The following is a 19,706-nucleotide window of genomic DNA, read 5'->3' as shown; positions in this document are numbered from 1 at the left end:
GACGTGAAAAACGCCCCGAACCTGGTCGGTTCGGGGCGTTTCCCTCATCGCAAAACAGCTGTGGAAGCCCTGTCGATACGCTGCTGAACTACTCGCGACAACCAGAACGCGCCAGGAATCCGCCTATAGCAACACCTGACAAAGCAATGGCCGCTCCGACTACGGCGCTGACCATCACGGTGCGAGCATCGGCGCCACCCGCGGTCGGTGCAGCAGCCGGAAGAATCGCCGGCGCCGCGACAGCTCCGGAAACTACCGGACCCGCCTCGACCGACGCTGCCGGTATTGCCGCCGCCACGGCGGCAGTGACCTTCTCGGGAATGCCGTTGGCGATGACGCCGTCGATGCTCTTGAAGAACACCCCGGCCATCTTCTTGGCGACACCGGTGATCATCCGCTGTCCGACGCCGCCGACCATCCCGCCGACTACCGCGTCGGCGTCGTACGAAAGCAGCGTGCCACCCTCGTTCTCCGTCAACGTGACCGTGACGTCCGCCTTCACGGTGCCGGGAGCACCAGCGCCCGAAGCCGTCATGACAAACGAATTGGGCCGATTCTGTTGCGAAAGAACAACTTCGCCGTCGTAGACACCCTTGATCGACGCGACTCCCGCCATGATGGAGAGCTTGTAGTGATTGTCCGTGAGCTGCTCGAGCGACTGCACACCGGGAATGGTCGCGGCCAGTACACGACCGTCCTGGAGCTTGTCGTAGACCTCTTCTCGAGGTGCCGTCAGCTGCGCGGTGCCGGCGATTCTCATGCATTCTCCTCTGATGACGAACTCGCATGTGCGAGTCGAAGTTCGAACAGTTCGGACGGTGAAATAGGCATGGACGTGATCGAGATTCCTTCGGCATCCTCGATGGCGGCCGCGATGACGGCGCTGGTCGGGATCACACCGGCCTCACCGGCGCCCTTCATACCGAGTGGGTTGAGCCCCGACGGCGTGACGGTGTGATCCATCTCGAGTGAATCCGGCATCTCGGTGACAAACGGCATCAAGAAGTCCATGTACGACGCGTTGAGCATCTGTCCGTGCTCGTCGTAGACGATCCGCTCGTAGAGTGCGCCGCCGATACCTTGCGCAACGGCGCCCATGACCTGGCCTTCGACGATGCGCGGATTGATCACGTTGCCGCAGTCGTGGATGACGACGTAACGACGGACCGTGATCTCGGCTGTGACGGGATCGGTTTCGACGATCGCCGCGTGCACTCCCGAAGCGAAAGTCGAACTGGGCGGCGAGTAGTAGCCGGTGGCTTCCAGACCGGGCTGCTCGCCCTCGGGAATCGGCGGCTTCGACATGTCCGTGTCGGTCGTGGCAAAACCGGTAGCCAACTTCGACTCACGGTCGAATGCATATCGCAGCGGGTTCGACAGCACGGCAACAACACTCAGCGGTACAGAAGTACCTTCCACCCCAGGCTCGGTGCCGAGTTTGCATACGTGGCCACCCTGGAGTTCCAGTTCGGCTTCCGGCAGATTCAAGATTCCGGACGCGATCTTCTTCGCTTTCTCCGCGACCATCTGCGCCGCTACATGGAAAGCCGAACCCGACATGACCGCGCCACGTGAGGCGAAAGTGCCGACGGCATAACCGAACCGGCGTGTGTCACCGGTGACGATCTCGACGTCGGAGACCTTGACTCCGAGATCGTCTGCAACGATCTGGGCGAACGCGGTCTGGTGGCCCTGCCCCTGCGTCGTCAAGCCCGTTGCCGCCTTGACTTTTCCGGACGTCTCGACCACTACGTGTGCGCCTTCGTAGGGTCCAGGACCGGTTCCCTCGACGTACGCGCCGATACCGATGCCGACACTCCGCCCCTCGGCGCGAGCCTTCCTCTGGTACTCGGGAAATCCGTCCCAGTCGATGAGCTTCTTGAGCTTGTCGATACCGGCCTGGTAGTCACCCGTGTCGTAGATCAACGGGCGTCCGTCCTGGAACATGAGGCCGAAGTCGTACGGCATGTCCTCGGGGCGAATGAAGTTCGCCTCCCGGACCGCGATCTTGTCCTTGTTCAGGTACTTGGCGATGGCGTCCATGGATCGCTCCATCGCGAACACGGCCTGCGGACGTCCGGCACCGCGGTACGGGGTCACGATGACCGTGTTGGTGTACAGCGAATAGGCGTTGACCCGGAACGACTTCGGCTTGTACGGCCCGAGAACCTGTGTCGCGGTGTTGATCATGACGATGATCCCGTACGGCAGGTACGCGCCGTTGTCGTGCCAGAACGTGAAGTCGAAAGCCAACAGACGACCCTCGTCGTCGAACCCGACGTCGATCTTCTGGATCTGTCCGCGCTCGTGTGCGCTCGAGATGAAGTGCTCACGGCGATCCTCGACCCATTTCACCTCACAGGAGATGCCGGCCTGGCCGAGGCGTCGCGCGGCCCACGTGATCATCACTTCTTCGGGCCACGGATGGACGATCTTGACACCGAATCCACCGCCGACGTCGGGAGCGATGCAGTGAACCTTGTTCAGTGCCATACCCAATCGCGCGGCAACGGCGGCGCGGGCGGAGGTAGACGTCTGGGTGGAGGTCCAGAACGTGAGGGTGTTCTCGTCGCCGTCCCAGCGTGCGTAGACACCCTTGCCCTCCATCGGCATGGATGCCGAACGCTCGATTTCGAGATCCAGCGTCAGTCGGTGCGGCGCGGACGCAAGTTCGGCGTCCGGATCGCCGAACCCGTGCTGCAGATGAGCGGCGATGTTGTCCGGGACATCGGCATGGACGGCGTTGTCGGCGGTGCGGGCGACGTCGATTCCCACTACCGGCTTCAGTGTCTCGTACGTGACATCGATCTTCGCGCACGCATCCTCGGCGATGTACCGATTGTCGGCGACCACCATGGCGATGGCTTCTCCGACGTGGTTCACCTCGTCCTTCGCAAGGGGATACCCGTTGCGCGGAGCGATGATTCCCGGATGCGGAATGAGCAGTGGCAGGTTCTCCGCCATTTCCGGGGTGTCGGCCAAGAGATCTTCGTAGGTGTAGATGGCATGTACGCCAGGCACTTCCAGTGCCTGATCGATGTCGATGTCGACGATTCGCGCATGTGCATGCGGCGACCTGACGAATGCCGCGATCAGCGCGTTGTGGCCCAGATCGTCGAGATACCGCCCCTGACCGCTGAGCAGACGCGTATCTTCCTCGCGCGGAATCGGTTTGCCGAAGAACTTGCCGTCGTCGGCAACCGAATGATCGGCCGTCGAATGATCGGAGGCGGGGTGCTTCGCCCCGTTGCGCTTTGCTGGTTTGACCGGAGTACTCATGCCTTACCCGCCCGTCCTCCGACGGGATTCGTTGTGCCCCGCACCTTGCGATCCAACGCCTCCCGAGTGGATGCGTCGTCGATTCCGAGCGGGAACTGCCCGGCTCGTTCACGCTTGATCTCCGCTGCGCGCAGAACCGACGCTCTGATGTTCTGGTATCCCGTACAACGGCAGAGGTTTCCCGCTATAGCGTCCGTTGCTTCCTCACGCGTGGGATTGGGGTTCTCCTCGAGAAATGCCGCGATGGTCGTCACGAATCCCGGAGTGCAGAATCCGCACTGCAGGCCGTGACAATCCTTGAACGCCTGCTGAACCGGATGCAAGGTGCCGTCCGGCTCGACGAGTCCTTCGACGGTGGTGATCGATCGACCTTCGAGACTGGCGGCGAGGACGAGGCAGGATCGCACCGGCTTTCCGTCGAGCAGCACGGTGCACGCACCACACACGCCGTGTTCACAACCGACGTGCGTGCCCGTCTTACGGAGGTGGTGACGAATGGCGTCCGAGGCCAGAGTGCGGGAGGGGAGAACGACGGTGCTCGTCACCTCGTTGAGCGTGAACGTCACGGCCACATGGTGTTCACCGGTATCTGCTGCCAGCTCGGCAAGTTGATCATCGATGGAGCGATCGTTTTTGGACATGGTCACCACTTTCCTGCCAGTACTGCGTTCTCACTGAGAGCATCTGTTGCCGCTGCAAACCCGACCCGCGCCGTGAGCGCAGACACCAGTTGCGAGCGGTACGCCGCCGTCCCGTGAATGTCTGCCTCGGTATCTATCTGCGCGCGGGCACATTCCCCGAGGGTGCGCCAGCGCGGATCTCGCTGATCCGTCGCGGATGCCCCCGCCAGCACGTCCGTGTAGTCCACGACCTGCCCCAGCTCGCCGGCGGACACGTACGTCATGTGTGCTTCGGCCACCAGACCGTCGACCACGCGAATACGCGCAACGACACCGACCAGTGCGTAGTCACCGTGACGACGAGCAATCTCGTCGATGGCGGTTCCCACACCGGGCTCGGCGGCCGGCACCGACACCGACACCGCGATCTCGTCAGATTCCAGGCTCGATTCGAGGGGACCGACAAAGAGATCCGTCGACGCGATCTCGCGGGTGCCACGCACCGACTGCACGCTCACGCTGCCCCCGAGCAGTGTCAGGACTGCCGGCATCTCCGCCGACGGGTCGGCATGGACGATGGAGCCGACGCTCGTCCCGCGGTTACGGATCGTGGGGTGCGCTACCAACTGCAGAGCGCGGTTCAGCAGAGGCTGAACTCGGCGAGCACCTTCGTCGGCCGCCAGCACCGAGTGCGTGGCCAGGGCCTGGAACCGCACTCCTTCGTCCTCGGACGAGGTCACCGAAGCGAGGTCAGTGATCGATCCGATGTCGACGATGTGGGCGGGGGCGGCGAGGCGCATGGACAGCAGCGGCACAAGCGATTGCCCACCGGCGAGCACCTTCCCCTCGTGAGATACCTCGGAGAGGATTCGGCACGCGTCCTCGACCGAGGACGGTCGGTGATAAGTCAGCGGCGACGGTTTCATTACTCAATCCTGCCTCTATGAGTCACTTCACGTTTTGTGCAGATGTGACAACGGTCACGGGTCATACCTGGCATACATTCAACTTGGCATCACGTGAGCTGCACCACGGGCTCTTCCCTTTCGTCATCTGACGCATTCGCCCCCGGCGTTGCGCCCGGTCGCCGCCCGGACTTCGGCCTGTTCAGCTCGGGGTTCCGGGACCCGACGAACTGGCAGAGGTGGTACATCACGATCACGACGATGGTGCCGAGCGCGATACCTCCGAGCGAGAACGTGTCACTGAACTTCAGAGCCGTGTCACCGATACCGATGATCAGGCCGGCGGCGATCGGCATCAGATTCAGCGGATTCCCGAAGTCGACACCGTTTTCTTTCCAGATCTTGGCGCCGAGCAGACCGATCATGCCGAACAGAACCACCAGAATTCCGCCGAGAACGCCCCCGGGAGTCGCCGCCATGACTGCTCCGAACTTGGGCGAGAAGCCGAGCAGGATCGCGATGAAACCCGCGATCACGTACGCCGCGGTCGAGTACACCCGAGTGGCTGCCATGACACCGATGTTCTCGGCGTGCGTCGTCGTGGGGGAGCCGCCTACCGCGCTGGCGATGGCGGTGGCAAAACCGTCACCGGCAATTGCGCGTCCGATGTAGGGGTCGAGATCGTCGCCCGTGATCTCGGCGACCGCCTTGACGTGTCCGGCATTTTCCGCGACCAGTGCGATGACACCCGGAAGGACGAGAACGATGAACGTGAGGCTGAACGAGGGAGCGTGAATACCGACGATTCCGTTGGCTTCGTCCGAGAACGGCGGCAACCCGAACCACGACGCCGAGTGCACCGAATCCCAGTTGACACGAAAGTGCTCGGTAGGTGCTCCGCTACCGCCGGCGGACGTGATCGGCCCGGAGACTCGGTCGAGGACCCACGAGAAGATGTAGCCGAAAACCAGCGCGACGAGAATGGCGATACGTCCCAAGAAACCGCGTAGCGCAACACTCATCACGATCAACGCAACCATCACGATCAGTGCCACCCACTGGTCCTGCGGCCAGTACAACCCCGCGACAACGGGAGCCAGGTTGAATCCGATCAACATCACCACTGCGCCGGTGACCACCGGTGGTAGCGCTTTACTGATGACGCCACCGCCGAGGAAGTGGATGGCGACGCCGACAAATCCCAGAACCAGCCCTGACACCAGAATCGCGCCGGTCACTTCCGCCGTCGTTCCGCCCTGGGCGCGAATGGCTGCGACACCACCGACAAACGCCGCCGACGTACCGAGGTAACTGGGGACGCGTCCTTTGACCACCAGCAGGAAGAAGAGGGTACAGAAACCCGACATCATCACGGCAAGTTGAGGATTGAGACCCATGATGATCGGGAAGACGAACGTCGCCCCGAACATCGACACGACATGTTGACCGCCCAACCCGATGGTCCTCATCCAACTGAGTCGCTCGCCCGGCGCTACCACTTCACCGGGTCCGATGTTCTTGCCATCTCCGTGCAACGTCCAGATCGGCATGACGAGACCTTTCGCGAAGGAGGAAGGTGTTCGAAATGCTTTGTGCCCCAGCTCACAAACACCGTGTCTGGAGTGAAACGCTAATACAGCACCAAGTTTTGGACGTGATGACAATCTGCCAGAACCCGCTCGCCGAGATTGGCAACAATGGTGACAGATGATGCGGACAGGGATCATCGTCAGTGCTGGAGACAGTTTCGACCGAAATGGGGGCGCCGTCACGAAGGGCCCCAACATTTTCTTCGGCTTAACGGTTCCGTAACACGATGTCTGTCAACGGAAAACGATTCTCCTAGCCGAGGGCTGCGAGGATCCCCGCGGCCATCTCCGCGACCTGATCGTCGGTCATCACAAACGTCGGCGAAATCTGCATCGCACCCTGACCCGCAGCGCGACCCGAAATACCATGCTCGCGAAGCGTCTTCACGAACGGCAACGCCTCCGCCGGATCAGCCAACTGCACAGCCGCGACCGCACCGAGCCCACTACGAACCTCCGCCACCCGCGAATGCTCCGCCAACGGCTGCAGATGCGTATGCAACGACGCCTCCAAACGCTTCGACTCCCCAAGCAAATTCTCACGCTCGAGAATGTCGAGGTTCGCCATCGCCGCCGCAGCAGCACCGGCATGCCCGCCGTACGTGTACCCATGGCGCCACCACGAACCGGCATAGAACGGCTCCGCCACCCGCGGCGCGATGAACACCGCACCCATCGGAACGTAACCCGACGTCAAACCCTTTGCCGTGGTCATCATGTCGGGCTGCAAATCGAAACGAGTGGACGCGAACCACTCACCACCGATCCGGCCGAAACCGGTCACGACCTCGTCGACGACAAACAGAATGTCGTGCTCACGGCAGATGTCACGCACCTCCGCCAGATACCCCTCCGGCGGAAGATACACCCCACCCGCACCGATGATCGGCTCCGCGAAGAACGCCGCGATCTTGTTCGCACCGATCTTCTCGATCAACTCGAGCAGGCTCTTCGCATCGTCCCAGCCGACGGTCGCCGCATCCGCCATCAGCTCGCCGTAACCCTCACGGTTCACCGGAATACCAGCCAAAGCCGTTCCCGCAACATGCATTCCGTGATACGCCTTCTGACGTCCGACGATGATCGTCTTCTCCGGCTGCCCCACCTCGTGCCAGTACCGGCGAGCCAGCTTCGCCGCAGTGTCCACCGAATCCGAACCACCCGAGGTGAAGAAGATCTTGCTCCCGGCAACCGGCGCGATGGCCGCCAGACGCTCGGCCAACACCTGCGTGGTCTCGGGAACAAAATCACCGAAATTCGAGAAATGAGCGATCTTCGACAACTGAGCCGCCACCGCATCCGCAATCTCGGTGCGCCCGTGCCCGACATTGGTGAACCACAGGCCCGCCGTCGCATCCAGATACCGAGTGCCCTCGGAATCCCAGATGTACGCGCCCTCACCGCGTGAGACGACAAACGCGCCGTTCTTCTCCACAGCGCCCATGTCCGCGAACCCGTGCCACAATGCCGAAACCATCGTCGTTCTCTCCCAACTGGATACGTCCGAAATAGATAAGTCAGTTCACGCGGAGTGCAGGCGGAAGTACCCGCTCGACCCACTTGGTTGCCTGCTCGAACGCGTAGGCGAGTTGGAGAACGTCCAAGTCGGCGCCGTGCCGACCGATGATCTGGATACCCATGGGAAGCGAACGATCATCGAAGCCGACCGGCATCCCCGCAACCGGAACCCCGGCCATCGTCCAGGGAACAACCGTCTCCATCCACCGGTGATACGTGTCCATCGACCGGCCGTCGACGAACTCGGGCCAGTGAGTGTTCTTGTCGAAAGCAAACACCTGGGCACTGGGAGCGAGAATGTAATCGTAGGTTTCGAACATCTTGGTAATGGCCGACAGCCAGCCGTTGCGAGCCTCCGCGGCCTTGGTCACGTCGAGAGCCGAGAGTGTGACCGCGTGCTCGAGCTCCCACAACAGTTCGGGCTTCATCAACTCGCGCATGCTCGGATCGTTGTACTGATCGATCAAGCCGAGCTGCGCCCACCAACGCCATCGCAAGAACAGTTGCCAGATGTCTTCGGGTTTGAAATCGGGAAGTGCTGCCTCGACGTGGCACCCCAACTGTTCGAAGACCTCGAACGAGGATTCGCACAACTCGAGGACTCCAGGTTCGGTTGCCAGGTAACCGTTCCAGTCACCGACCCATGCAATCCGAGAGCCCTTCAGATCACGGGCGAGGCTCTCGATGAATACAGCGGGATCCTCGCGAATCCCCAACGGCGCATATGCATCCGGCCCTGCCATTGTGGAGAGGAGGTGAGCCACGTCGGTGACGGTTCGGCCCATCGGGCCCACAACAGCGCCCTGCGCAATGAATCCCGTCTCCGGTACGCGGCCCCAGGAAGGTCGAAATCCCACAACGTTGTTGAACGCCGACGGGTTTCGGAGCGAGCCCATGTAATCGCTTCCGTCCGCCAACGGAAGCATTCGGAGCGCCAACGACGCTGCGGCGCCTCCGCTGCTACCGCCGGCAGTGCGCGAAGTGTCGTACGGCGACACCGTCGTACCCCACACCGGGTTGTACGTCTGGGAGCCGAGCCCGAACTCCGGCGTATTGGTCTTGCCGATCACGATGGCGCCGGCAGATTTGATCCGCCTGACGAACAGTTCATCTTCTTCGGCAATTCGATCCGCGAACATCGGCGACCCTGACGTGAACGGCAGACCCTTTGCTGCCGACAGGTCCTTCACTGCATGCGGAAACCCGTGCATCCAACCAAAATAGTGCCCATCCGCCAACTGAGAATCGCGCTCGCGCGCCTCTGCCGTCAACGCTTCCCGATCCCGCAGTGCAACAATCGCGTTCACTGCCGGGTTATGCACTTCGATCTGATCGAGGAAGCTGTCCATCACCTCGACACATGACACTTCACGCCGGCGTATCAGACCACTGAGCGTCACGGCATCGGCCATGACGAGATCGCCACTCTCAGCCACACCGGAATCGCTCTCGTCGACAGGGTCAGCAGCATGAACCATCGTGAATCCTTTCAAGCAGTGAAGTGGGGTGCGCCGGGAGATACACCGGACGGACTCGCCGCCACCGGCAACTGATTCGAGGACGAATTTCCGGTGGCGGCGCGACTGTCGAGGTTTCCAGCGAGGTTCTTGCCTACTACTGACCGAGGTCGACGATGGCAGCGACTGGGCCGCCGCCCTCGGGACCCTGGTGCGCTGCCGATACCGAGACGAACACTGCCGGATCACCGGTGACAGCTGCCGTGACTCCGCCGACACACGACTTGATCTGGCGGTGCCAGTGCACGTCGGAGTCGTCGAGCATCGCATTACGACGGCCACGGACCGTTCCGTCCTGACTGGCCTCGCACTTCAAGAACACGTTGACGAGTTGACCGTCCAGGTCGCTCGAGTGCGGCCGCTCCGGAAGTTCGAGTCCGGCGTCACGGATCGCCGCCCAGATGCCGTCCTGGTCGAGCGGATCCTTCATCACGCTGTGCCCGATGCGGTAGCGTCCGCCGACGCCACGTGCGTTGCCGACGACGACGATCTGCGCGCGGTCCAACTCGACGCCGGACGAGCAGGATGCAACTGAGGAGAAGAGTTCGCGGCTGTGCATGACATCCTCGTCGGTCGGCATGTCGATTTCGCCGAGCGCGACCGCGATCCCCAGAGCCGTTCCGCCGTTGGACAGGTCCATCGACTCATGAGTCTGTTCGGTCCACACAGTCTTGCCCCGGCTTTTGGCGTCACGGATGGTGTGGATGGTCAGCAACGGAGTCTTGGTCTGTACGTAGTGCACGTCGGCGGGATCGGTGATGCCGGCATTGGCCATCGCGTCTTTCACTGCCGCAGCAACTTTGGTGATCATGGCCGTACGTCCGATGTCTTCGGGCAGCAGTTGCTCACTCATGGCGACACCCACGGTCAGTCGCGGCTCGTCGGTCTTGGTGACCTTGTCTGCCGGTACCGTCGCGAAGATCGTCGCGTGCGGGCTGATCACGCCGTCCGTGCCGCCGGACCAGACGATCGGCACCTGCGCCACCTCTTCGAGGCTGCGATTGCCCTTGGCGGAGAGAACCTCTCGAAACGCTCGGTCCGCGATGATGCGCGTGTAGTCGTTGACGCCGCCGTTACCCTCGGTTTTGCCGATGACTGCAATGACGCGGTCGGCCTCGAGGACACCGTCGTCGATCAGCTTGGCGAGCTCACTGGCGTCGGAGACGCTGTGGAGCGGAACCTTACGGACCTCGATTGCTTCGGGCATTGGCATCTCCTTGTATAGGGAATCGTGGAGGCAAAATTGGGCCTTGACAGTTCCCGGCGCCCAGTCCAGCCGAGCGGTTCGGAACTGCCATGCCGACCACGCTATGACGACTCGAACCCTTCGGCATCGTCAATACTTGCCCAAACGAAAACCGTGATTGGTTATTTCGACTCCGATTCACCGGTTGTGCGCCGCCCCATCGGTTCTCACTTACGATTCGACCATGGACACCACTGTTGTCGACCATCCGCTGGCGGCATCTCTGCTCACGACCATGCGCGACGCTCGCAGCGACAACGCAACGTTCCGGTCCGCCTTGCGCAGACTGACCCATATGTTGGTCTACGAGGCCACGCGCGGCGCAGAAGTGGAACGATTCGACATCGAGACGCCAGTTGCTCCGACGCAGGGAGTGCGACTGGCGAATCCGCCTCTCCTGGTACCGGTCTTGCGTGCCGGCCTCGGCATGGTCGAACAAGCGAGCGCCCTCATTCCGCAGGCAGGAGTCGGTTTCGTGGGAATGGCGCGAGACGAGAAGACACACCAGCCGGTTCCGTATCTGGAGTCCCTGCCCGCTGATTTGTCGGGCACCCCCGTCTACGTCCTCGATCCGATGTTGGCAACTGGTGGATCCATCGTCCGCACAATCGATCTGCTCGTTGCGCGCGGAGCAACCGACGTGACTGCAATTTGCGTCGTCGTGGCTCCGGAAGGGATCGAAGCGTTGAAGAACTCCGGACATCCGGTCCGGCTCCTCACCGCGAGCATCGACGACGGCCTGAACGAAAATGCTTTCCTGGTACCTGGACTCGGAGACGCCGGCGATCGCCAATTCGGACCAAGATAGTCGGCAGATATACGGAGACCACTCATTCCGAGAGAGTATTTTCGTCAACTGTTGACAATGTTCACTGTGCGATCGAGCGTAGTCTCGCGACATGGATAGATCTGCCAAATATTCGAGCGAAGAGCTTCAACATTTGCCAGAAGGTGGCGACTACAGACTGACGGTTCGGGATGTCCTCGAGCTGCCCAGTCTGCGTGGAGCCGAAGTCCTTGCCGGGCATGGGGGCTTGCGCCACCTCGTTCAATCGGTGAACGTGATGGAAGTACCGGACATCCTCGCTTGGGTGAAGCCGAACGAGTTGTTGGTGACAACCGGGTTCCCGCTGCGCTACGGGCGAACCGGCGAGCTTCTCGACGACACAGATCTCAGTGACCTCGTCGACGGTCTTGCACGCCGAGGAGTCGCGGCACTTGCCGTGAAAACGGGCCGCTATCTCGACGAACTGCCCGAGGCGATGCTGCACATGGCAGAGCAGCGAGGCCTGCCGCTGTTGGTTCTTCCCGTCACCGCAGGATTCGATGAGGTGATCTCGGAGGTCTTCACCAAGTTGGTGGCGAAGCAGTCCGCGGCACTCGACATTGCCGATCGACTTCACCGCTCGTTGACGTCGATCGTCTTGGAAGGTGGCGATCTACCTCAGATTGCCGCAGAATTCGCCGCGCTTTTCGACGTCAGCGTTCTGATCTGCTCGCCGGACGGAAGGGTATTGACCGAGGCCGGGGATTCAGCCGCGCTGAACGCGCTTCCGTTGTTCGAAAGCACCGGTCGGTTCCTGACCGAACGGGTCGCCGTCGGTTTACAGAACGCACCCAAGGGATTTCCCGGCCAGTTGGCGCTCACCCGAGTGGTGGCCGGCGGCACCGACCACGGCCGAATGGTGGCGTACGCCGGCACCCACGAACTCGGCGCCGTTGTCGTTCAAGCGCTGGAGCGAGCGGCCACCGTTGCCGCGCTGGCCGTCACCAAACAGCTGGCAGTTGCGGCAGTGGAATCCAAGTTCCGCGGCGACTTCCTCCGCGACGCACTGATAGGCGAAGCCGGCTCGCCTGCGGAAGTGAGCGCGCACTTCACCCAGTTGGGGTGGGATGTCACTCGTCCCCTTGCCGTTGTGGTTGCAGAACTCGACGTCGATCACCCGGAATCCCAGCACGCGAATTCCACTCGCACGGACCAGGATCGACTCAGTGACGGCTGGCAACAAGTGGTGCGTACCCACGAGCGGACGGCACCGTCCGTCGGGTTCCGACACGAGGTGGTCACGCTTTTCCCGACCAGCACCGACCGCGCGGTTCGGGACATCGAAGGGTTGGTTCGCAAGGTTGCCGGAGATCGCACCAGCGGCCGCCGCTCCTTCAGCACGGGAGTGAGCCGGGTGATCTACTCCCTGGCCGACCTTCCTGCTGCCTACGACCAAGCCTGCACAGCGGTAGTAGTCGGCCGACGCATCAACGGGCCGGGACGGATAGCGCACTTCGACGAACTCGGCGTACACCGACTCCTCTCGCTCCAGACGGACAAGAGCGAACTGCGTTCGTTCACCGATGACGTTCTGAAGTCCTTGTCGGCGGACAACGCCGAAGCCGCTGACCTGCGTCTGACACTCCAGACCCTGCTCGACTGCAATTGCAATGTCGCCGAAGCGTCCCGGGCACTGCATATGCATTACAACACTTTGCGATACAGAATCGGAAAGCTGGAGAGCGTCGTCGGATCGTTTACCGACGACCCCGTTCTCCGGTTGAACGTCTCACTCGCCCTGCAGGTCATGAAGATGCACGAAATGTCATGAAAATGCACCAAATAGGCTGACAGAGCGCCCCGATCACGGTTCGACACAACCGTAATCGCGCCATGCGGTGAGCGTTCGTCACTTCTTACCCACCACTGACACCCGTCGTCGGCAAGGTTACCCATGTGCCGTTCACCGGTGCCCGCCTACGGTTCGAAAGACGGGCCGCACATACCTCCTTCAGTGGCCCTGGCCGGTTTCTCGGTCCAGCGGACCGGAGTCGACCGAACTACGGAGGCCTCAACCACCAACTGGCTCAGCCAATTACACCAGAACACGGCGGTGCGACATGAACTCGACTTCGAAGCCTCACAACACAAGTGCTCGTAGTGGTCCGTTACACGACGTGATAGTCGTCGACCTCACGCGCGCACTCGCGGGTCCTCACGCGGCAATGATGCTCGGCGATCTGGGTGCCGACGTGATCAAGGTCGAATCACCTCATGGCGGCGACGACACCCGTGGGTGGGGGCCGCCTTTTGTGGAGCCCCCGTTGGAACCCACGTTGGAACCACCGAACACACAACGCGAATCGACGTATTTTCTGTCCACGAACCGGAACAAGAAGTCGATCACGCTCGATCTCAAATCTGACAGTGGGCGAGCGACCCTCGAAGATCTCGTCTGCCGCGCCGATGTTCTCATGGAGAACTTCCGCACCGGAGTGCTCGATCGACTCGGATTCTCCACCGAGCGGCTGGCCGAACTCAATCCTCGACTGATCGTTCTGTCCATCAGCGGTTTCGGCCACGACGGTCCGGAAGGCGGTCGCGCCGGGTACGACCAGATCGCCCAGGGGGAAGCCGGACTCATGTCGCTGACCGGATCGAATCCGGACGACGTCCAAAGGGTCGGAGTTCCGATCGCCGATCTTCTCGCCGGGATGTACGGGGCCTTCGGCGTCGTCGCAGCCTTGAGGGAACGCGAGCAGACGGGGAGAGGCCGCGTTGTCCGAACGTCGCTCTTGGCCAGCGTGGTCGGTGTTCACGCGTTTCAAGGAACGAAGTGGACCGTCGCCGGCGAGGTAGGCACAGCACAAGGCAACCACCATCCCTCCATCGCACCGTACGGACTCTTTCGGACCGGCGATGGCGCAGTGCAGATCTCGGTCGGCAGCGAGAGTCTGTGGAGAAGATTCTGCGAAGGGTTCGACCTAGATCCTGACGCCCCGGGTATGGCAACAAACGCCGAACGCGTCGAAAATCATTTCCAGGTAGTCGAATTGATCGAACGTACCTTCAAACCGTACTCACGTGACGAGCTTCTGACCGAACTCGACCGCATCGGAATACCGGCAGGACGGGTTCGGACGATCTCCGAGGTGTACGAATGGGAGCAGACCCGATCACAGGGATTGCTCGTCGATGTCGACCACAGCACGCTCGGCAACATCACTCTGCCCGGTCCGCCGCTGCGATTCTTCGAACCGGACGGAACCGAAGTGACGGAGACTCGCCACACGGCACCGCCGGTTCTCGGTGAAGACACTGACGAAGTCATTTCGTGGCTACAAGGATTCACCCGATGAACCGCCTGACGGCTCGCGACTTGCTCGACCTGGTGATCGATGCCGGCACCTGGGAGTCGTGGGACACCCCTCCGATCCCCGTCGCGACCGACTCCGATTACGCGGAAGCACTTCTGCGGGCCCAGGAGAAGACCGGGCTCGACGAGTCCGTCCTGACGGGCAGCGCCTCCGTCAGAGGGCGCCGCGTGGCAATCATCGTCTGCGAGTTCGGTTTTCTCGGCGGATCGATCGGCGTGGCAGCCGGTGAACGCCTCGTCGTCGCCATCCGACGCGCCACGCAAGAGCGTCTGCCCCTTCTTGCGCTTCCCACGTCCGGGGGAACGCGCATGCAAGAGGGGACGACGGCGTTTTTGCAGATGGTCAAGATCACCGCGGCGCTCATCAAGCACAAAGAAGCGCACCTGCCCTACATCGTCTATCTCCGAAACCCCACCACCGGAGGCGTATTCGCATCCTGGGGTTCACTCGGTCACGTGACGATCGCGGAACCGGGAGCCCTCGTCGGATTCCTCGGTCCCCGAGTGTTCGAGGCCTTGTACAACTCACCTTTCCCCGCCGGTGTCCAGACAGCCGAAAACCTTCACGAGCACGGACTCATCGATGCAGTGAGGCCGCCAGACCAGCTCGCCGAAATCGTCGAACGCGCATTGCGCATCATCACCGGGGCGCGTCGTGGTTACTCACTGCCCAGTGACCCGTGCTCGTACGACTGCCCACCCGATACGTCGGCGTGGGAATCCGTCGTCGCATCCCGGCGCGAAGACCGACCTGGGATTCGTGAAGTGCTGCTCAATTCCGCTTCGGACATGCTCCCGCTCAACGGAACCGGCCAAGGCGAGAACGATCCCGGCATCATGCTCGCACTCGTCCGCTTCGGCGACATGCCCTGCGTCCTTCTCGGACAGGACCGTCGCGGGCAGACTCCTCACTCCCCACTCGGCCCCGGCGCTCTGCGGGAAGCTCGGCGAGGAATGCGGCTGGCCGCAGAACTCGACCTGCCGTTGGTGACGATCATCGACACGGCGGGCGCGGCACTGTCGAAGGAAGCCGAAGAAGGCGGCCTGGCCGGCGAGATCGCTCGGTGCATAGCCGACATGATTTCACTCGAGGTCCCCACCATTTCCCTCCTGCTCGGGCAGGGCACCGGTGGCGGTGCACTGGCGCTGATTCCGGCCGATCGAGTGCTGGCGGCCCGCCACGGTTGGCTCTCGCCCCTACCTCCCGAAGGTGCGAGCGCAATCATGTTCCACGACATCACGCACGCGCCGGACATGGCTGCCAGTCAAGGGATACGGTCCTTCGATCTGCTCGCGGGCGGCATCGTCGATCGGGTCATCCCCGAATTTCCCGATGCAGCGGACGAACCCGCAGCATTCTGTACTCGTGTCGGAGCGGTGCTGCACTACGAGCTGAGCGTGCTCACTGCTACCGATGCGACCGAACGGCTCACCACCCGCACCGGACGCATCGACCGTATCGGCCTGGTCGAAGCCAGTACCTCCGTCTGATCGATCACCCAGAACACCGGAAAGGCCGGACATCCTCCGTGGAGGATGTCCGGCCTTCGTCAATCGAGCACACTCAGCCAGACGTCACGTGAGCTGCTTGGCGGGTTCCTCCCGATCGCCGCCGGGAGCCTTCGAATCCGGCTTGTTCGGTTCCGGATTCTTCGCATTCAGTTCCGGATTCTTCGAACCGATGAACTGGCACAGGTGGTACATCCCGATCACAACGATGGTGCCGAGCGCGATGCCGCTGAGCGAGAACGTGTCACTGAACTTCAGAGCCGTGTCGCCGATACCGATGATGAGGCCGGCCGCGATCGGCATGAGGTTGAGCGGATTCCCGAAGTCGACGCCGTTCTCCTTCCATATCTTGGCGCCGAGCAGACCGATCATGCCGTAGAGCACCACGGTGATTCCGCCGAGAACACCGCCAGGCGTCGCCGAGATGACGGCACCGAACTTGGGGGAGAAGCCGAGCATCATGGCAACGATGCCGGCAACCGCGTAGGCGGCGGTGGAGTACACACGGGTCGCTGCCATGACGCCGATGTTCTCGGCGTACGTCGTCGTGGGCGAGCCGCCGACGCTGCTGGCGATAGCGGTGGCGAAACCGTCACCGGCGAGCGCACGTCCCATGTACGGGTCGAGGTCGTCCCCGGTCATCTCGGCCACGGCCTTGACGTGGCCCGCGTTCTCCGCGATCAACGCGATGACACCCGGAAGGACCAGGATGATGAACGTCAGGCTGAACGACGGAGCGTGGATCCCGACGATTCCGTTGGCTTCGTCCGAGAACGGGGGCAGCCCGAACCACGACGCCGACTGCACCGAATCCCAGTTGACGCGGAAGTGCTCGGTGATCTGACCGGTGCCTGCGTCGTAGGAGGTGATCGTCCCCGAGACGCGGTCGAGGATCCAGGAGAGGACGTAGCCGAAGATCAGCGCCAGGAAGATGGCGATGCGCGCCATGAAGCCTCGTAGCGCGATACTCATGACGATCAGGGCCACCATGACGATCAGGGCCACCCACTGGTCCTGCGGCCAGTACAGCCCCGCGACGACGGGTGCCAAGTTGAATCCGATCAGCATCACCACCGCGCCGGTCACCACTGGCGGAAGAACCTTGAACACGACCCGGCCGCCGAGGAAGTGGATCGCGATACCGATGGCCGCCAGGACGAGTCCGGACACCAGGATCGCGCCGGTCACCTCTGCGGACGTTCCGCCCTGGGCTCGAATGGCGGCGATACCACCGACAAAGGCCGCCGACGTTCCGAGGTAGCTGGGAATGCGTCCCTTGACCACCAGCAGGAAGAAGAGCGTACAGAAACCCGACATCATCACGGCAAGTTGAGGATTGAGGCCCATGATGATCGGGAACACGAACGTCGCGCCGAACATCGACACCACGTGCTGGCTGCCCAGCCCGATGGTTCTTCCCCAGCTGAGCCGCTCGCCGGGAGCAACCACTTCACCCGGTTTGATGTTCTTTCCATCTCCGTGCAACGTCCAAATCGGCATGATGGGACCTTTCGTGCAGAGGAAGGTGTCCGAACGCTGAGTGTGCTCCAGCTCACAAAACACCGTGACTGGAGTGAAACGCTATTACAGCGCGGGGGTATCGACGTGATGACAATCTGCCAGAACCCACCGACCCGGATTGGCAATATTAGTGATTGATGCCGCGCATCGCGGTTATCTTCAGTGCTAGAGACAGATCCAGCCGGAGTTCGGGTTGCGCCGTGAAGGGTCCCAGCATTTTCTCCAGCTTAACGACCCTGTAACGCAGTGTGTTGTAATGGAAGTGGAGCTTGCGCGCCGTCTCGGCGATGTTGATGTTGGTCGCGAGCAAGACTTCCAATGTCTTGCGCATGTCCTGCGCTTCGGCAGTTTCCTCCGTCAGTTCCCGCAGCGTCTCGCGGGCGAACGTCTCGAGCTCGTTTTCGTCCTCGACCAGACTGAGCAGTCTGTACACGCCCAGATCGTCGAACTGAGTCACCGTCCACGGACCGGAAATCCGCCGGCCGACGGTCAGTGCGGTGCGCGCCTGGCTGTAGAGCGCAGGGACGGCTTCGATCGCAGCCGTCGGGCGGGACACCCCGACACTGAACGGCCTTCTCCCGCCGCCACCTTCGCCGCGAACGACCGTGACGAGGTCCCGCACCAATGCCATCGTGTCGGTGCCGACGCCCATGACGATCACCGTCTCGCCCGTCAGCGCGGTCACCGCCGCGCCGGGATCACGGTGAGCGATCGCGCCGGAGAACGCCATCGCCTGACGATCGACGACGGGCAGCCGAGCGGGCGCCGCGGAGGTCGGTTCGTCGACCGGGTCCGGCTCGATCGAGACGATCACCAGCGGGCGATCGAAGTCCCACCCGAACGTCTTGGCGTGGGAGACAACGTGATCGTGGTCCCCGGCCCGGCCGAGGAGAAGGTCGTGAACGAAGTTGGCGCGATGGCGTTCCTCCACCGACGCCACGGCCTGTTCGCGGGTGATGACCAAGGCGCACACCGACGCGGCACGCTCGACCAGGTACTGGTCGTAACTGGTCATCACACGCTCACCGGTGAACAACGCGAGACGCCCGTGGTCGATGTGATTGGCGGAAATCGCGGACACCGCGATGAATTGGCCGTCGAACTCGTGCAGACCCAACCCGCCCTCGACGGTGTCGGTCCGCAGACGACCGGTGGAATCGACGGCCGGGCAGGCTGATAGATGCTTGCGCTCCGCGGCGTCCCCGGCGCGGCAGATCTCGCGTCCGTCCGAGGTGGTGACCAGAGCCGCGCCCTTCATCTCGCGCGCGATGACTTCGGTCAACTGCGGGAGTCCGCCGCCGCCCATCACGACGTCGACCAGGAGCCGCCGCAACCGCTCGGCCCCGAACATGGCGTCGATCTGCGCCGACTCCGTCTGCTCACGGTCCCGCGCCGCGGGGTGATCGCATGGGCCGTGAAAAACCAGAAGCGGAAAGTCGGCACTGTCGGCTGCGTCGACCAGTTCCGGTGCGAGAGTGTCCCCGTCGGCACTGAATTGGACGGCAAGGGCTGCAACTCCGCGCGTCGACAAACGTCCGACGAATGCTTTGAAGGGTTCGGTGACCCGGGCGAGGGTTTCCGGGGTGGTGATCAGCAACTGCCCGCGTCGTAGCCACGGCCCGATGTCCGGAACCGCCATGAATCCCACCCGCGCAACCGTCGGGTCTTCGGAACCGCCGGAAACCTTTCGAGCACCAGGAAGGAGCGGGGTTCGAAGAAGTTCGGAGAGAACAGCATTCACCTCGGATGCCGGTACGGCCGGGTTTGCCACTTGGCAGGCACCTCGATTTCATTCGGATCACGGAAGATGGTTCACGAAAGAAACGATCCTATCCCCACCGAACACAAGATGTCCGAATT

At 62.3% G+C, this 19,706-nt stretch carries 14 protein-coding genes; 4 read left to right on the top strand and 10 right to left on the bottom strand.

Annotated features, from left to right (window positions below):
* Nucleotides 1–88: 88 nt before the first annotated feature.
* The 8 genes from ACFWAD_RS03405 to ACFWAD_RS03370 form a co-directional block, all read right to left on the bottom strand.
* The gene (locus ACFWAD_RS03405) at nucleotides 89–760 is read right to left on the bottom strand and encodes a carbon monoxide dehydrogenase subunit G (protein ID WP_378541375.1); all 672 of its coding nucleotides are present in this window, start codon (nucleotides 758–760) and stop codon (nucleotides 89–91) included.
* Nucleotides 757–3,279 (bottom strand): aerobic carbon-monoxide dehydrogenase large subunit, encoded by a 2,523-nt coding sequence (cutA, locus tag ACFWAD_RS03400; RefSeq protein WP_378541373.1) that lies wholly within the window; start codon nucleotides 3,277–3,279, stop codon nucleotides 757–759. The genes ACFWAD_RS03405 and cutA overlap by 4 nt, the downstream gene beginning before the upstream one ends.
* On the bottom strand, nucleotides 3,276–3,920 hold the full coding sequence (locus tag ACFWAD_RS03395) for a (2Fe-2S)-binding protein (protein ID WP_029256750.1): 645 nt from the start codon (nucleotides 3,918–3,920) through the stop codon (nucleotides 3,276–3,278). Before ACFWAD_RS03395 ends, cutA begins: the two co-directional genes overlap by 4 nt.
* A 2-nt stretch (nucleotides 3,921–3,922) precedes the next feature.
* Nucleotides 3,923–4,825: an FAD binding domain-containing protein gene (locus ACFWAD_RS03390; RefSeq protein ID WP_378530072.1), complete on the bottom strand. Its 903-nt coding sequence runs from the start codon at nucleotides 4,823–4,825 to the stop codon at nucleotides 3,923–3,925.
* Nucleotides 4,826–4,914: 89 nt separating this feature from the next.
* On the bottom strand, nucleotides 4,915–6,354 hold the full coding sequence (locus ACFWAD_RS03385) for a uracil-xanthine permease family protein (RefSeq protein WP_378541371.1): 1,440 nt from the start codon (nucleotides 6,352–6,354) through the stop codon (nucleotides 4,915–4,917).
* Between the two features lie 292 nt (nucleotides 6,355–6,646).
* Nucleotides 6,647–7,870 (bottom strand): aspartate aminotransferase family protein, encoded by a 1,224-nt coding sequence (locus tag ACFWAD_RS03380; protein ID WP_378541369.1) that lies wholly within the window; start codon nucleotides 7,868–7,870, stop codon nucleotides 6,647–6,649.
* A gap of 40 nt (nucleotides 7,871–7,910) precedes the next feature.
* Entirely contained in the window at nucleotides 7,911–9,389 is a 1,479-nt protein-coding gene (locus ACFWAD_RS03375; RefSeq protein ID WP_378541367.1) for an amidase, read from the bottom strand.
* 136 nt (nucleotides 9,390–9,525) lie between these two features.
* Nucleotides 9,526–10,635, bottom strand: coding sequence for a ring-opening amidohydrolase (locus ACFWAD_RS03370; protein WP_230817695.1), 1,110 nt, complete (start codon nucleotides 10,633–10,635; stop codon nucleotides 9,526–9,528).
* 223 nt (nucleotides 10,636–10,858) lie between these two features.
* Between ACFWAD_RS03370 and upp the strand changes: the two genes are divergently transcribed.
* The 4 genes from upp to ACFWAD_RS03350 all read left to right on the top strand — a co-directional run bounded on the left by upp (nucleotide 10,859) and on the right by ACFWAD_RS03350 (nucleotide 16,307).
* A complete protein-coding gene (gene upp / locus ACFWAD_RS03365) occupies nucleotides 10,859–11,482 on the top strand; it encodes a uracil phosphoribosyltransferase (protein ID WP_378448505.1) in 624 nt (207 codons plus the stop codon).
* A 91-nt stretch (nucleotides 11,483–11,573) separates the two neighbouring features.
* Entirely contained in the window at nucleotides 11,574–13,271 is a 1,698-nt protein-coding gene (locus tag ACFWAD_RS03360) for a PucR family transcriptional regulator (protein WP_378541364.1), read from the top strand.
* Nucleotides 13,272–13,560: 289 nt separating this feature from the next.
* Nucleotides 13,561–14,799: a CaiB/BaiF CoA transferase family protein gene (locus ACFWAD_RS03355; protein WP_378541362.1), complete on the top strand. Its 1,239-nt coding sequence runs from the start codon at nucleotides 13,561–13,563 to the stop codon at nucleotides 14,797–14,799.
* Nucleotides 14,796–16,307, top strand: coding sequence for a carboxyl transferase domain-containing protein (locus tag ACFWAD_RS03350; protein ID WP_378541360.1), 1,512 nt, complete (start codon nucleotides 14,796–14,798; stop codon nucleotides 16,305–16,307). The genes ACFWAD_RS03355 and ACFWAD_RS03350 overlap by 4 nt, the downstream gene beginning before the upstream one ends.
* An 84-nt stretch (nucleotides 16,308–16,391) precedes the next feature.
* On the opposite strand, the gene ACFWAD_RS03345 is transcribed toward ACFWAD_RS03350, so the two are convergent.
* Both ACFWAD_RS03345 and ACFWAD_RS03340 read right to left on the bottom strand, forming a co-directional pair.
* A complete protein-coding gene (locus ACFWAD_RS03345; RefSeq protein ID WP_378541358.1) occupies nucleotides 16,392–17,825 on the bottom strand; it encodes a uracil-xanthine permease family protein in 1,434 nt (477 codons plus the stop codon).
* Nucleotides 17,826–17,973: 148 nt separating this feature from the next.
* The gene (locus ACFWAD_RS03340; protein ID WP_378541356.1) at nucleotides 17,974–19,617 is read right to left on the bottom strand and encodes a PucR family transcriptional regulator; all 1,644 of its coding nucleotides are present in this window, start codon (nucleotides 19,615–19,617) and stop codon (nucleotides 17,974–17,976) included.
* Between the last annotated feature and the right edge of the window lie 89 nt (nucleotides 19,618–19,706).

This window comes from Rhodococcus sp. NPDC059969, assembly GCF_042738325.1.
Lineage (GTDB): Bacteria > Actinomycetota > Actinomycetes > Mycobacteriales > Mycobacteriaceae > Rhodococcus_F.
The sequence above is the reverse complement of the archived record's forward strand: the minus strand, read 5'-3'. Positions and strand labels throughout refer to the sequence as shown.